Here is a 14,558-nt window from a genome sequence, read left to right on the forward strand (position 1 = left end):
TTGATTCGAAGTTTTATCGGTTTCTTCTTATCTGAGCGCTTCAGCCTATCATAAATTAGAATATTCTTTCTTAGCATCAAAGCTGGGACAAGCTTTATGGACATTGGGAAAATCTCTGTGTCCCTGAATTCTAGCTTTAGGAAATTTTAATTTTAATTCTCTTAACAGCTTGACAATAGATTTTTTTTGCTCTTCCGTTCTTGTATCTTTTGGATGGTTATTTTTATCAATGCCTCCAATGTATGATATATTGATAATTTGGGGATTCCATCCTGCAACTCCATTGGATACCTGATCGATCAGCAACGTGTTGACTATTCCTCCATCAGCTTTTATCATATAGTGATACCCTGGATTTTTCCATTTCAGGTTTTCTTTCCAATATCTTTTAATGCTCTCTATTGTAACATCCGGCTGTGTTGCTGTACAATGTATCACGATGTAATTGATTGGTCTCATTGATTTCATTTTATTTATTAATGAGCAAAACTAAACCTGTAACTCCCAAAATAGTGAAGGAAAAACACCCTATTTACATTGCCGTGATTACTTTTTTTATGTATTTAAATTCCAAAATATGATAAAAACAGCCTGAGAAGCGTTATAAAAAACAAAACCTCCGGAATTCCGGAGGTTTTTTCTATATATTTTTATCGTCTTCCAGCAGCTCCCGCGCCTGATATTCCTGAACCAGATCAATAGCATTGGAAATAACATCACTTAAAGCCGTGATAAATGTTCCTTCTTCTGCCATTCCTATGGCATGTTTCAATGCTTCTATTTCTTTGGGAATGATCTCGTAGCTTACATCTTTTCCTGCAGCCTGCATTCCTTCGATAATCAATCCGTTAATTTCATCCTCGGTTCTTCCGCGAAGGTGTTTTTCGTTTCGGATAATGATGTGATCAAACATTCTGCCTGCTATCTTTCCACATTCTCTGATATCATTGTCTCTTCTGTCTCCAACACCGGAAATAATTCCGATTTTCTTGGTAGATTCAACATTTTTCAGATAATCTTCAATCGCCTGATACCCTGCAGGATTGTGGGCAAAGTCAATAAGCACTTTAAAGTTTTTGAATTTAAAAACATTCAGCCTTCCCGGAGTAAGCTGGGCACTCGGAATAAAGGTTCTCAAAGAATTGGAAATGTCTTCAATTCCGAATCCATACAGATAACTGGCCAGGCTGGCCGCCAATACATTTTCAATCATAAATCTGGCCTTACCTTCCATCGTGATCGGGAAATCCTTTGCTTTTCCTATTCTGATTTTCCAGTCTCCTTTTTTGATGGTTACAAAACCCTCTTCATAAACACAGGTAATCTTTCCTTCTTTGGCAAATTTTACGATATGAGGATTGTTTTCATCCATACTGAAAATCGCCACATTAGAATCAAGGTCATTTACGATCTTCATGGAATATTCATTATCAGCATTCAATACGCTCCATCCGTTCTTTTTAACACTGTCCAGTACAACCCGTTTTACCCTGGTAAGATCTTTCAGACTGTGAATATCATTCATCCCCAGGTGATCTTCCTCAATATTGGTCAAAACCCCGATATCACATTGTGAAAAACCTAATCCTGAACGCAGGATTCCACCTCTTGCAGTTTCCAGCACTGCAAATTCCACCGTAGGATCTTTCAGAATAAATTCTGCAGAAAGAGGTCCTGTAGTATCTCCTTTAGACAGCATGGTATTTTGAATATAGATTCCATCCGATGTTGTGAATCCAACTCTATAACCGTTACTTTTTACAATATGTGAAATAAGCCTTGTCGTTGTTGTTTTTCCATTGGTACCCGTCACAGCAATAATTGGAATGGTAAAGGGTTTTCCTTGTGGATACAGCATATCTACCACCGGTGCAGCCACATTTCTTGGCAAGCCTTCACTTGGTGCCAGGTGCATTCTGAATCCAGGTGCAGCATTGACTTCTATAATTGCTCCTCCGCTTTCTTTTAAAGGCTGGGTTAAATTCTCTGCCATAACGTCTATACCGCAGACATCAAGCCCGATAATTTTGGAGATTCTTTCTGCCATCGTGATATTTTCCGGATGTACCATATCTGTTACATCAATGGATGTTCCGCCCGTTGAAAGATTGGCCGTAGATTTCAGATATACCACCTCTCCCCTTTGAGGAACAGTTTCCAGGGTATACTGAAGCTTGTCAAGCAATTCCAGGGTATCTTTATCTACCTCGATTTCAGTAAGGACATTTTCGTGTCCATATCCTCTCCTCGGATCTTTATTTTCTTTTTCAATAAGCTGTTGAAGGTTTAACTCCCCATCTCCAACAACATGGGCAGGAACTCTTCTTGCCGCAGCCACCATTTTATTATTAATTACCAGGATACGGAAATCATAACCGGTAATATATTTTTCAACAATTACTTTTCTTGAATATTTCTGCGCATGTTCCAGGCCAGTTTTGGCAGCCTCCCAGTCGTTGACATTAATGGAGGAGCCTTTTCCATGGTTGCCGTCCAGAGGTTTTAAAACAACCGGATAACCAATTTTCCTGATCACAGCATCTAAACCCTCTTCATCTACTACCAGATCTCCAATCGGTACCGGAATAGCTGCATCATGAAGCATTCTCTTCGTTAATTCTTTATTACAGGCAATATCAACGGCTATAGAACTTGTGTTTCCGGTAATCGTAGCCTGAAACCTCTGCTGATTCACTCCATAACCCAGCTGTACAAGGGAATTGGTTCCCAATCTGATCCATGGGATTTTTCTGGAAGCAGCTTCTTCCACAATACTTCCTGTAGAAGGACCCAGGCGGACGCGTTCCCTTATTTCTTTTAACCGGTGAATACATGCATGCAAATCATAATCTTTTCCTTCTATCAATGCTTCAGCAATCTTTACAGATTCTTCTGCAGCATAAATACCTGCGTTTTCTTCAATATAATTGAATACCACATTATACACTCCCGGAGTTTTTGTTTCGCGGGTTCTTCCAAACCCCACATCCATTCCTGCAAGGGTCTGTATTTCCAGGGCGATATGCTCAATGACATGTCCCATCCAGGTTCCCGTTTCCACTCTATGGAAAAAGCCGCCTTCCACTCCTTCCGAGCAACGATGGGTGATTAATGATGGGATTAATTTTTCAATCCTTTCCCGGAATCCTTCGATTTTATTGGTAGGATAATTCTCCATTTCTTCTAAGTCCAACCTCATCTGTATCAGCTTCTTTCTTCTGATGCTCCAGATATTAGGACCTCTTAGTGCCTGAATCTTTTCGATTTTCATAGTCTATTGGCATTTTAACAGTTAACAATAACTCCTTTCATAGTCAAAGATAATGTAAAACCCTAAACAAAACCATACCGTACTTAAAGATTCGCTAAAAAAGGATTAATTTTAATTAACATCTTTAAAACATTAAAAATCAACTAAAGATGGCACGAATTTAGCCAGTGAATGTGAATTATTTTTTAATTTTGTACAATGATGAAACCTGTTGGAAAATTAATAGTTATCGGAGGCGCTGTAAACAAAGGCAGTTTTGCTGAAACCGATTACGACCAGAATATCGAAAAGAATCTTAATTTTTTTGAGCGTGGGATCTTAAGAAAGATTATCAATGAATCAAAACTTAAGGAAAATTCTGTCATTGAAATTGTAACAACCGCTTCTCAGATTCCGCAGATCGTAGGTTCTGAATATAAAAAAGCTTTTGAATTTCTTGGTGCCAAAAATGTAAATGTTCTTGATATCCATAACCGTGAAGAAGCTAATTCTGATGCAATGGTAGCAAGAGCCAATGCTGCAGATGTCATGATGTTCACCGGCGGAGACCAGCTGAGGCTGACTTCTATTCTTGGAGGAACAAGATTCCATGATACGGTTTTATTGAAATATCAGGAGCAGGACTTTATTTATTCCGGGACTTCTGCGGGTGCTGCTGCAGCTTCTGAAAATATGATTTATCAGGGAAGCAGCTCTGAAGCACTTTTAAAAGGGGAAATCAAAACCACACAGGGATTAGGATTAATTGATAACGTCATTATTGATACCCACTTTGTACAGCGGGGCAGAATCGGGCGGCTTTTCCAGGCAGTGGTCAACAATCCAAGAACTTTAGGAATCGGACTTGGGGAAGATACAGGACTTTTTATTCATAATGATGTGATGACAGCCGTAGGTTCAGGTCTTGTGATTCTGGTAGACGGAAGATTTATTAAAGACACCAACCTTACCAACATTAACCTTGGGGAACCGATCTCTATTGATAATCTGACGGTACATGTCATGTCTATGAATGATCATTATGATCTTACAACCAAAACGCTGACGATTGAGAATTCGCAGTTTAATCCTATTCCACAGGATAAATAGGACAATAAATACAGCTATACAAACGGGACCTCGGTTCCGTTTTTTATTTAACATTCATATTTTAAGCTTTGGCTAAAGCCAATGGATTTAAGATGTTTATGGTAAGGCGGGCTAAAGCCCACTCTATTGATGTTGATATTCAGATCTAATAGTTATTTAACGATAATATCTTTTATCTTTTATCTTTTATCTTTTATCTTTTATCTTTTATCTTTTATCTTTTATTAATAAATTACCTTCGTAAAAATATTCATCAACTCTTATTCTATGAAAATCATTATCCACGGCGGCTTTTTCTCTGAAAGTGACCAAAGCCACGAAGTAAAGACAGCAAAACAAAATTCTTTAAAATCAATTGCAAAGAAAGCTTTTGATTACCTTGCTACCCATTCAGCTTTTGATACTGTTGCCTATGCTGTTTCGCTGCTTGAAGATGATCCTTTATACAATGCCGGAATCGGATCTCAAATCCAGAGTGACGGCGTTATCCGCATGAGCGCCGCAATTATGAACGGAGATACTCAGAAACTAAGCGGCGTTATCAATATTCAGGATGTAAAGAACCCTGTTTTTGTTGCCAAAAACCTGATTGGTGAGGATGACAGAGTATTGGGTGGTCATGGCGCAAAAGTTTACGCTACGGAGCATGGTTTTGAAAATTTCTCTACGGAGATTCCTCAGAGAAGAAAAGAATATGAAGCCAAACTTGCCAACGGAGGTAAAGGAACTGTAGGGTGTGTAGCAATAGATCATGAAGGGAAATTGGCCGTTGCAACATCTACAGGCGGAAAAGGCTTTGAGATTCCCGGAAGGATTTCAGATTCTGCCACTGTGGCCGGAAATTATGCCAATGCCTTCTGTGCGGTAAGCTGTACCGGCGTAGGTGAAGATATTGTAAGCAATGCAACTGCTGCAAAAATTGTAACGAGGGTTACAGATGGGATGAACCTTCAGCAGGCATTTAGCAAGACATTTGACGAGCTTAAAACCATTGATGGGTTCGCAGGTGCCATTGCCATTGATAAAGAGGGGAATGTTTATCACCAGGACTCCTATCCTACTATGGTTTTTGCCAGTTTTGACGGTAAAAATTTTGAAGTCTTTTCTTAAATTTAACATTTTTTTATAGGTCCATTTATTTTTTTGGCACGTATTTTACATTATTCATAACAACAAATTTTAATATTAATACTTAAAAAAATAGAAATCATGGGAAACAAGACAAAAGGCTTATTAGCTTTACTAGGATTAGGTGCATTAGCTTATTGGAAATATAAGAATTCGAGCCCAGAAGATCAACAGGCTGTAAAAGACAAAATCAATACGGCAAAAGATAATCTGAATAAATGGGGAAATGACCTTAAGAGCAAAGCCAATGATGTTGCTTCCCAGGTTCAGAGTAAAGTGGACGAAGTGAAAACAAAGGCTGAGGACTCCCTAAGCTAAACCAATAAGAGCAGTTTTTTTAACATTCATATATAGGAAAAAGTCATCATAATAATTATTACGATGACTTTTTATTGTAAAATCAAAAAAATTAAATCACTTTTATATTTATTTTTTTTCTGCAACCAAAGCAAATACCAAAGGTATTTTATTTCCGAATTGAGGAATTCTCCATTTTCCTTTTTCAAATTCATCTACATGTCTGAAGCACGGATAAGGTGACCAGTCAAACTCCTGAAAAGTATCCAGCTTCAAATCTTTTTTAATTAAATTATCAAGAACTTCTGCTAAAGAGTGATTCCACATGACATATTCCTGTACGATAGGTGCAGACTGGTCAGCATAAGTTCCTTCATAGGTTTCCACAATTGGTTTTTCGTTAAAATAATTATAGGCTACGTTTGTAAAGTCGTCATCAAACATCCAGACAACAGGGTGAAACTCTGCCATAATGAACTTTCCTCCCGGCTTCAGAAAATGACTGATTACTCCAGCCCATTTTTCAAGATCTGGAAGCCATCCTATTGTACCATAGCTGGTATAAACAATATCAAACTTCTGATCCAGACTATTCGGCAGATCATAAACATCTGAACAGATAAATTCAGTATCCGTACTGCATTTCTGCGCCAGATCCCTGGCTGTATCAATCGCTTTATCAGAAAGATCAATTCCGGTAACTTTTGCTCCCATTCTTGACAAGGAAATAGAATCCTGCCCGAAATGGCACTGCAGGTGCAGAATATTTTTTCCTTTTATATCCCCAAGAAGCTTCAGTTCAATTGAATTCAGAGAGGTTCTTCCTTTTAAAAATTCATCTACAAAGTAGAAATCCGACTTCAGATGTGGTTCCACTTTGGCATTCCACGATTTTTTATTTATTTCCAGATAGTTTTCCATTGTTTAACAAGGTTTTGATTTTTTATTTATAGTTATAGTTAAGATCTAAATTACTGTTTTTTGAGAGAACCTGGCTTTGAGAGGGAATTACAATGGAAGTATGCAGGCAATACACCTTCCAGCCTAAGGTTTCATACAATAGTTTTCCTTCTTCTGTTGCCACTAAAAGGTTATTTGAAAATCCTTTTGACAAAGCAATCTTCTCAAGTTCTTTCAATAAAAAAGTAGCAAGGCCTTTCCTCTGATGATCTTTTTCGGTAACAATCCTGTCATAAACAGCCAGATTATCTATAAGAGAAACACGTCCTATGGAAGCCTGTTCACCATTTTCTGCTACAATTCTGACTACAAAAGTTGTATTGTATTCAGAAAAATCCAGCTGGTATCCTTTTGCAAGACTGATTTCCCTGAAATGCATCAGGTGAAAACAGGTCATCATATAACCTTGTGGCTGCAGTACCCATCTTTCAGGAATTTTTTCTATAAATTCTTCAGGTGCAGTAGATACTTTCAGATAAATCCAGGGCTCATTTATTGAGTGGGCCAGCTGAAAAAAATCCTCATTAAGTACAGGAAATACAAAACGTTCTTTTTGCTTTTCGTCTCCTACAATCACTCTGAATCCTGATTTATACTGAACAGGAAAAGATACTTCTCTTGATAAACACCATCCCTTAAGCCAGTTTTCTACGATTGATACTTTATCCTTCATGATATTAAAAGTTTTTTATAATTGTTCCAGCAATTTCTTTTTTTGCTCTGTAAATTCTGCATCGGTTAAAATTCCGCTTTCTCTGAGTTTTCCTAATTTTTCAAGCTGATTAAAAATCTCTTCCGATGAAACAGCTCCTTTGCTTACGGTATAGGTTTGTTTAGGAGACAATTTCTGTGGTGCATTATAGAAAGTTTTTATCGTATCATAGAATTTTTCTGCATCTTCCTTATCCATAAAACATTCAAATTCTGCAATCTTTTCATCAAGATGCAGTTTAATAATGGGTGATCTGGGATCTGTTACAAAACTTACCGCTTTGATAGTTTCATTGGGATAATTATTGATTTCTGCTGCTCCGAACATCGATTTTGAAACAGAAATCAATCTTCTGGATGTTGCCACTAATATTCCTGCAGCTAACGTATTGACAAATTGAGCATCAGTAATTGCAATAATGGGCTCATCTTCAGGAATCAGGTAAGGAAGTTCTTTGATCTCTCCTTTGGTGAAGATAGAAAGGTTGGCACGCAGTTTTTCCAGTTCCTGCTTTATTTTGCGGTGTCTTCTTTTATAAACTTCTCTTGAAATCTGGCCTGAATCAGTGTCCGTCAGCACAGGAAGATTCTGATTTGGGATTACTGCATCCTCTGCAGATCCGGGTTTTTCATTATTCAGAATTTTACTGATATCAACAATGCTGAACTTATTCAGGTTGTACAGTAATTCTTCATTAATATTCGCTGCTATATTCAAGCACTTGTTGCATAAAACATTGCCATCAGAAAGCGTATTGGCTCCCAGAAGCGTATCCATAGATGTTAATTCTGCCTTACAAAATGCACAATTATTAGTCATTTCTTTTTTATTCAAAAGTATTTAAATTCTCAACATCCATCAAAAAAACAACCACAAAAGTAATTTTGCAGTTGTTCTGTTTTTTATATAATTAAAAAAATTATTCTCCTAAAAACTCTTCTAAAGAAACCGTTTTCTGTACTCCGGCTTCCAGATCTTTAAAAGTAACTGTATTATTTTTAAGTTCTTCTTCACCAAGGAAAACAAGATTCTTTATGCCTTTCTTTTCTGCGTAAGTAAACTGCTTGTTGATTTTTGCATTTTCAGGATACAGTTCTGCTGAAATACCTTTTGCTCTCAGCTGCATCATTAGTTTTAAAGCTTCTGTTACTCCGTCACCTCCAAAGTTAGCAAACAGATATTTTATTTTAGCTGATGCTTCTTCAGGGAAAAGATTCAATTCTTCCATTACCAAATAGATTCTGTCTAATCCGAATGAAATTCCTATTCCCGGAATATTCTTCACTCCAAAAACTTCAGTCAGGTTATCATATCTTCCACCTCCTCCGATGGATCCCATAGCAACCTCATCTGCCTTCACTTCAAAGATAGCTCCTGTATAATAATCCAAACCTCTGGCCAACGTAATATTGAATACAAGGTTTTGGATGTCAACTCCAAGATTAAGAGACTGTGTAAGAACAAACTCCAGTTCTTCTACCCCTTTCAGCCCGATTTCGTTTCCTGCAAATTTCTCCTTCAGCTGAAGAAGATTTTCCAGTGCATCATCAGACTGGCTGAATAAGAAGTCTAATTTATCTATGGATTCCTGAGAAATTTCTCTTTCCAGTAATTCTTTCACCACTCCGTCTTTACCGATTTTATCCAGCTTATCCAGTGCTACAGTAAAATCAATCAGCTTATCTGTGATTCCTGCATATTCTGCCAAACCGGAAAGAATCTTCCTGTTATTCATATGAATGGTTACAGGAACTTTCAGATCAGCAAATGATTTTAAATATAACTGAACCAGCTCTACTTCCTGTAGTAAACTTTCACTTCCCACCACATCTGCATCACACTGGTAGAATTCTCTGAATCTTCCTTTCTGAGGTCTGTCTGCTCTCCAAACCGGTTGGATTTGCGAACGTTTGAATGGAAAGGTCAGTTTCCCATGGTTCATAGCCACAAATCTTGCAAAAGGTACGGTAAGGTCATAGCGAAGAGCTTTATCGGTAAGGCTTTCCGCACTGAATGGTTTTTCCAATGCTCTTTGGAAATCATGAAGCATCTGAGTCTTTTTCTCATCTTTTGCTTCATTGATACTTGAATTTAAAATTTTAAAAATCAAGCGGTCACCTTCTTCTCCGTATTTTCCTGTGAGTGTAGAAAGGTTTTCAAAACTTGGAGTTTCCAATGGCTGAAATCCGAATAATTCGAAATTATTCTGTAAAATATTAATGATATATTTTCTTCTGGAAACTTCCTGTGCCGTAAAATCTCTCGTCCCTTTTGCTAAACTTGGCTTCATTTCTTGTATGTCATTTTGATAAATGCAAAAGTAAGGAATTGCAGGGACTTTACACAGCATAAAAAAGCCGAAGAAAATCTTCCTCCGGCTTTTCTTGTTGTATTATCAATTATTTCAAAAAATCATATGCTTTCAAGAATCTCAAGAATTTCTTCACCATAATTTTCGATCTTATGCTTCCCGAACCCTTTAATCTCCAGCAACTCTTCTTTTTTGGCAGGTTTATACTTGGCTACAGAAACCAGCTCTTTGTTACTGGCAATAAAATAAGTAGGAAGATTCTGTTCTTTTGCTTTCTCGGATCTCCAGAGCTTCAAAGCATCCAGTATTTTTTCTTCATCCCTATTCAGGGTTTCACTTTCCGCAGAGTATTTTACTGTCTTCGGTTCTTTTACTATACTTTTTGCAGGCTTTAAGTCTTCAAAATACAATATTACAGACCAATAGCGCTCTTCACTTACAAAAGCCGTTTCTACTTTCATAATCTCGTTGGCTTCCAGGAAATCATCCAGCATTTCCTGGTCTTTGTAAAGGAATTCCTCGGGAAGCCTGATGTTAAAAACTTTTACTTTCATCATTTGTGTTTTTAGAGTTATTTCCCTCCCAGTAACAGGATCTCGTCTACACGAATTTCTGTGATATACCGCTTCACCCCATCCTTGTCATCATATGATCTGTAGGTAAGCTTTCCTTCTATGGCAATTTCTTTTCCTTTAGGAACATACTTTTCAAAGATTTCTGCTGTTTTCCCAAAGGCAATAAGGTTGTGCCATTGCGTTTCTTCTACTTTTTCTCCTCTGGCATTTGTGTAATGATCACTGGTAGCTAAGGATACGCTTGCTTTTACATTTCCGTTGTCGAAGTTTACCATTTCAACTTCTTTTCCTGTGTAACCAATTAATGTTACTTTGTTTCTTAGTGACATAACTTTTATATTTTAAAGATTAATAAATTCAGATAAGAGACGTTCACTGTTTTTCTCAAATCTCTGTTGCAAAGATTGCGATGTTCTGATAGTACAGTCGGTTATAAACTATTTAAATCCGTTTGTAGTCGTTTGTAAACGAATATTAAAACAAAAAAGCGTTCTATATGAAGCAAGATCTATCAGGATCAAAAGACATAAATCTCTGGTATTCCATTAAAAAATCAATGAAATAAAGCTGATCTAAAAATATTTTTCTTCATTCAAAAACATAGAAAAACAGATGTATTAACAGGGCTTTTTTTTCTATTTAATTTAATTTTTTTTTTGCAAATTTGTAAAAATGTCTGATATGCAAAAAGAAAAACTCCGTACAGTAAGAAAGATGAAGGGCTTTACCCAGCAGCAAATGGCTGAAATAATCCCTACTGATGTCTCCAATTATAGCAGAAAAGAAAGTGGTGCTGTATCTATTACACAGACAGAATGGAACAAACTTGCCCAATTTTTATCGGTTCCTGTTGAGGAAATCTACGAAGAAGATGAAGTAAAATTCATCATTGAGAATCCTGTATTTAATGACAGTCCCGGATCTTCTGTAAATGCTAATAACAGCGGAGACGACAATAGCAACTTTACAAATATCAGCAATGAATTAAGCATAGAAATCATTAAAACGATGCAGGAATATATCAGTCTGCTTAAAGAGGAAATCGAAAGACTGAAAAAATAGAAAGCTTAAAAACAATTTTTGATAGATTACAATAAATTCAATTACTAAAAAAACATCTTTTTAGAGATGTTTTTTTAGTATATGCTTAATTCCATTGGATTGTATTGTTTTGCTCTATTTCCTGCTTTTTTAAGAAGAGAACGACGCTCTTCAGGATCTTCAATGAATTTATTAATAACAAAATATACGAATCAGGAAAAGTTTTAAAATTGAAGTGGAAACAAAACAGTAGTGGATTTGAGTTTTTCAAACATGGAGCATTATATAATACAGAATCACCTGCCTATCCATTTGCAAACGGATAATTCCGTATCTTTGTGAAAATTCTTTTATGATAAGGAACATCAATATTTTTGAGTTTCCTCTCAATCTGGGACTTACAAAAAAGGAACACGAGACAGAGCCCGGCGTTCGGAAACTTCCGGACTGGCTCAGGAAATTTGATTTTCATAAAAGAATTAATCCTAAAAACGTTTTCAGGCTCGAAGCTCCGGAGTATTCCATGCAATTTGATGAAGAATTAAAAGTCAGAAATGCAGAACAGATTATTGAATATGCTCAAAACCAGGCTGACTGTATTATAAGCCATTACGAAAAGAATAGCTTCAACATCATTTTGGGTGGCGACTGCAGTATCCTGATCGGAAATGCTGTCGCGCTGAAAAAACTGGGAAACTTCGGTATTTTTTACCTGGATGGTCATACAGATTTTATTCCACCTGAACTTTCTGAAACCGGCGGCATTGCGGGCATGGATCTCGCCATTATTACGGGAAGAGGCCCTGAAAAGCTAACCAATATTAATGGTTTAAAACCCTATATCGCTGAAGAACATGTTTTCTGCTGCGGAAACGCCGAAACAGATGATGAAGAATATGTCAGCCAGATTATCAATTCAGGAATTCATTATTTTGATCTTTATCAACTCAGAAGCAAAGGCTTTAGAAATACTGCTGAAGATTTCTTGAAAATGGTTGAAGAAAAAAAGCTCGACGGTTTTTTCATTCATTTTGATGTGGATGTTCTGAAAGATGAGATTATGCCGGCTGTAGACAGCAGAATGGAAGACGGAATCGGTTATGATGATCTAAAGGAAATACTGGAACCTTTGATTGAAAATCCGCTATGCTTAGGAATTGAAATTACTATTCTGAATCCTGATGATGATAAAGACGGGATTTATACCCGGCCATTTGTAGAAAATTTAATTCAAATTATAAAAAAATAAAGAAGACTAAATGAAGAAGAGCATAAAAAGAACATTCAGAGTTTCAAAATACGTAATCTATAAAGAAACGCTTGTTGATTATAAAGAACATTTCTGGTCATTTTTAGGTGCGTTTTTTGGGATCGGGATGATTGCATTTATCCAGTCTCATTCACTGGCCGAAACTGAAAATATTTTCCTGATCGGTTCTTTCGGAGCATCAAGTGTTCTTATTTACGGGGCCATCCAAAGTCCGTTGGCACAGCCCAGAAACCTTATTGGCGGGCATGTCCTGTCAGCACTGGTAGGAGTTACTGTATACCAGTTTGTTCCGCATACCATCTGGATTTCGGCACCTCTGGCAGTGGCTTTCTCGATTGTGCTGATGCAATATACAAAGACACTGCACCCGCCTGGTGGTGCTACCGCCCTGATTGCCGTAAGCTCTACGGGAAAAATCCCTGAATTAGGGTATTGGTATGTAGTCTCCCCTGTTCTTTCAGGATGCATCATCCTTCTGCTTGTGGCTTTGTTCTTTAATAATATCACCCCCAACAGAAGCTACCCTACTCACAGCAGGTTTAAAAAACTGCTAAAAAAAAGACATACACATCACCTAAAATAAAGATCATGAATTGCCTGGAATGTGGCGAAAAAATCATCGGAAGGTCTGATAAAAAGTTCTGTAACGACGCCTGCCGGAACGCCTATAACAATAAGCAGAATAAGGATTCTAATAATCTGATGCGGAATGTGAACAACAAGCTCCGCAAAAATTACCGCATCCTTATGGAGATTAATACAGACGGTAAAACAAAAGTACCCAAATCCCGGCTGGATGGCTTAGGTTTTGATTTTGATTATTTTACCAATCTGAAAGTCTATAAAAACGGTTCTGAATACAAGTTTATTTATGATTACGGTTATAAACTGCTGGAAGATGACTTTGTACTGATTGTAAAAAATCAGGCATAAACCACACCTTAACAATATTATTATGAAAGAAGTTGTTCTGATTACCGGAGCCGGTGGTATGATTGCCAAAGAACTGGCCAAAAAGATAGGTAGAGACTATGAAATCAGGTTTCTGACCAGAAACAGGAAGCATGAAAACGAATATGAATGGGACATTAAAAAAGGAACTATAGATGAAACTGCCTTTGACAATGTTTCCCACATCATCCATCTGGCGGGAGCCAACATTTCAGAAAAGCGCTGGACACCGGAAAGAAAAAGAGAACTCATCTCCAGTCGCGTTGATTCTGCGGAACTGCTTCGGACCACTTTAAGAAAAAACAGGATTAAATTAAAATCTTTTATTTCTGCTTCAGGAATTAATTTCTATGGTACAAAAACTTCAGAAAAAATTTATGTGGAAACTGATCCTCCCGGTAATGATTTTTTAAGTGAAGTAGTTGTTTTATGGGAAAGGGCTGCAGATGATTTTAAAGAACAGGAACTGGCAGAAAGAGTTGTCAAAATACGGACAGCAGTAGTTCTCTCCGAAAAAGACGGAGCGCTAAAGAAAATGGTTCCTCCGGTTCAATATTATATCGGCTCTCCTTTGGGAAACGGCAAACAGTATATGCCCTGGATCCATATTGAGGATATTTGCTCTATTTATGGATTTGCTTTGAAAAACCCTGCTATTGAAGGTGCTTACAATGCTGTTTCTCCACAGCATGCCACTAATAAAGAACTTACAAACAAGATTGCGAAAGTACTTGGCAAGCCATTATGGATGCCCAATGTTCCCGGATTTGTTTTAAAACTGATATTTGGCGAACTGGCTGCCGCTATACTTGAAGGCTCCCGAGCTTCTTCACAGAAGATTATGGATGCGGGGTTTCATTTTAAGTTTCCTGATCTGGAAGAGGCTTTGAAAGATGTATTAAAGAAGTAACTGAATAACAATATTACATTCAAAATAAACCATTTAAACCTAT

The 14,558-nt window shown here is 37.2% G+C and carries 16 protein-coding genes; 8 read left to right on the top strand and 8 right to left on the bottom strand.

Going from position 1 to position 14,558, the window contains the following annotated elements; all coding sequences use genetic code 11:
• Window positions 1-48: 48 nt before the first annotated feature.
• Both ACR1PO_RS00785 and cphA read right to left on the bottom strand, forming a co-directional pair.
• Window positions 49-459, bottom strand: coding sequence for an N-acetylmuramoyl-L-alanine amidase (locus ACR1PO_RS00785; protein WP_433985477.1), 411 nt, complete (start codon window positions 457-459; stop codon window positions 49-51).
• A gap of 181 nt (window positions 460-640) precedes the next feature.
• A complete protein-coding gene (gene cphA / locus ACR1PO_RS00790) occupies window positions 641-3,271 on the bottom strand; it encodes a cyanophycin synthetase (protein ID WP_332386578.1) in 2,631 nt (876 codons plus the stop codon).
• A 201-nt stretch (window positions 3,272-3,472) separates the two neighbouring features.
• On the opposite strand from cphA, the gene ACR1PO_RS00795 reads away from it, so the two are divergent.
• From ACR1PO_RS00795 to ACR1PO_RS00805, 3 genes are all read left to right on the top strand, one after another.
• A complete protein-coding gene (locus ACR1PO_RS00795) occupies window positions 3,473-4,360 on the top strand; it encodes a cyanophycinase (RefSeq protein ID WP_002979057.1) in 888 nt (295 codons plus the stop codon).
• A gap of 267 nt (window positions 4,361-4,627) precedes the next feature.
• Window positions 4,628-5,470, top strand: a complete 843-nt coding sequence (locus tag ACR1PO_RS00800; RefSeq protein ID WP_332386577.1) for an isoaspartyl peptidase/L-asparaginase — start codon at window positions 4,628-4,630, stop codon at window positions 5,468-5,470.
• Window positions 5,471-5,569: 99 nt separating this feature from the next.
• Complete coding sequence (locus ACR1PO_RS00805) at window positions 5,570-5,806, top strand: YtxH domain-containing protein (RefSeq protein WP_002979055.1); 237 nt, start codon at window positions 5,570-5,572, stop codon at window positions 5,804-5,806.
• 108 nt (window positions 5,807-5,914) lie between these two features.
• On the opposite strand, the gene ACR1PO_RS00810 is transcribed toward ACR1PO_RS00805, so the two are convergent.
• From ACR1PO_RS00810 to ACR1PO_RS00835, 6 genes are all read right to left on the bottom strand, one after another.
• Window positions 5,915-6,706, bottom strand: coding sequence for a class I SAM-dependent methyltransferase (locus tag ACR1PO_RS00810; protein ID WP_433985478.1), 792 nt, complete (start codon window positions 6,704-6,706; stop codon window positions 5,915-5,917).
• A 22-nt stretch (window positions 6,707-6,728) separates the two neighbouring features.
• Window positions 6,729-7,418, bottom strand: a complete 690-nt coding sequence (locus ACR1PO_RS00815; RefSeq protein WP_433985479.1) for a GNAT family N-acetyltransferase — start codon at window positions 7,416-7,418, stop codon at window positions 6,729-6,731.
• A 15-nt stretch (window positions 7,419-7,433) separates the two neighbouring features.
• On the bottom strand, window positions 7,434-8,234 hold the full coding sequence (locus tag ACR1PO_RS00820; protein WP_433985480.1) for a PH domain-containing protein: 801 nt from the start codon (window positions 8,232-8,234) through the stop codon (window positions 7,434-7,436).
• 142 nt (window positions 8,235-8,376) lie between these two features.
• Window positions 8,377-9,747 (bottom strand): histidine--tRNA ligase, encoded by a 1,371-nt coding sequence (gene hisS, locus ACR1PO_RS00825; RefSeq protein ID WP_332386572.1) that lies wholly within the window; start codon window positions 9,745-9,747, stop codon window positions 8,377-8,379.
• Between the two features lie 122 nt (window positions 9,748-9,869).
• Complete coding sequence (locus ACR1PO_RS00830; protein WP_433985481.1) at window positions 9,870-10,325, bottom strand: HRDC domain-containing protein; 456 nt, start codon at window positions 10,323-10,325, stop codon at window positions 9,870-9,872.
• A gap of 14 nt (window positions 10,326-10,339) precedes the next feature.
• Window positions 10,340-10,672 (bottom strand): single-stranded DNA-binding protein, encoded by a 333-nt coding sequence (locus ACR1PO_RS00835; protein WP_332386569.1) that lies wholly within the window; start codon window positions 10,670-10,672, stop codon window positions 10,340-10,342.
• A gap of 352 nt (window positions 10,673-11,024) precedes the next feature.
• On the opposite strand from ACR1PO_RS00835, the gene ACR1PO_RS00840 reads away from it, so the two are divergent.
• From ACR1PO_RS00840 to ACR1PO_RS00860, 5 genes are all read left to right on the top strand, one after another.
• Entirely contained in the window at window positions 11,025-11,405 is a 381-nt protein-coding gene (locus tag ACR1PO_RS00840; protein WP_433985482.1) for a helix-turn-helix domain-containing protein, read from the top strand.
• A 331-nt stretch (window positions 11,406-11,736) separates the two neighbouring features.
• Window positions 11,737-12,633: an arginase family protein gene (locus ACR1PO_RS00845; RefSeq protein ID WP_433985483.1), complete on the top strand. Its 897-nt coding sequence runs from the start codon at window positions 11,737-11,739 to the stop codon at window positions 12,631-12,633.
• A 10-nt stretch (window positions 12,634-12,643) separates the two neighbouring features.
• Window positions 12,644-13,237, top strand: a complete 594-nt coding sequence (locus tag ACR1PO_RS00850) for an HPP family protein (protein ID WP_433985484.1) — start codon at window positions 12,644-12,646, stop codon at window positions 13,235-13,237.
• Window positions 13,238-13,242: 5 nt separating this feature from the next.
• Complete coding sequence (locus ACR1PO_RS00855) at window positions 13,243-13,587, top strand: hypothetical protein (protein WP_002979039.1); 345 nt, start codon at window positions 13,243-13,245, stop codon at window positions 13,585-13,587.
• Between the two features lie 22 nt (window positions 13,588-13,609).
• Complete coding sequence (locus ACR1PO_RS00860) at window positions 13,610-14,515, top strand: TIGR01777 family oxidoreductase (RefSeq protein ID WP_433985485.1); 906 nt, start codon at window positions 13,610-13,612, stop codon at window positions 14,513-14,515.
• Window positions 14,516-14,558: the final 43 nt, after the last annotated feature.

Source organism: Chryseobacterium amylolyticum (assembly GCF_051011775.1).
Taxonomy (GTDB): domain Bacteria; phylum Bacteroidota; class Bacteroidia; order Flavobacteriales; family Weeksellaceae; genus Chryseobacterium.